General features: G+C 50.6%; 1 protein-coding gene. It reads left to right on the top strand.

Annotated features, from left to right (window positions below; genetic code table 11):
• Positions 1–57 precede the first annotated feature (57 nt).
• The coding region (locus SB822_RS59225) for an MASE1 domain-containing protein (protein ID WP_410859392.1) at positions 58–251 on the top strand (194 nt) is incomplete at its 3' end.

Raw genomic sequence — 251 nt, 5'->3', positions numbered from 1 at the left:
GTGTTGTGTGCCTGCGCAATATTACGCTGGCAGCTGGGGACGCGTTGGCGTTATGGATTGACCAGCCGATATGTCTGGCAACGTCTGTTCTGGCTTGGTTTGGTGACGCCGATCGGCATCAAATGCAGCATGTATCTTGTGGGGAGCTTCTTTGATTTCCCGCTAAAGATATCCACCTTTTTCGGCGATGCGGATGCCATTTTCACGGTCGTTGATTTGCTAAGCCTTTTCACCGCTGTGCTGATTTACAA

It is taken from the genome of Paraburkholderia sp. SIMBA_054 (genome assembly GCF_046534875.1).
Taxonomy (GTDB): Bacteria; Pseudomonadota; Gammaproteobacteria; order Burkholderiales; family Burkholderiaceae; genus Paraburkholderia; species Paraburkholderia hospita.
This window is presented reverse-complemented; position numbering and strand designations above follow the sequence as displayed.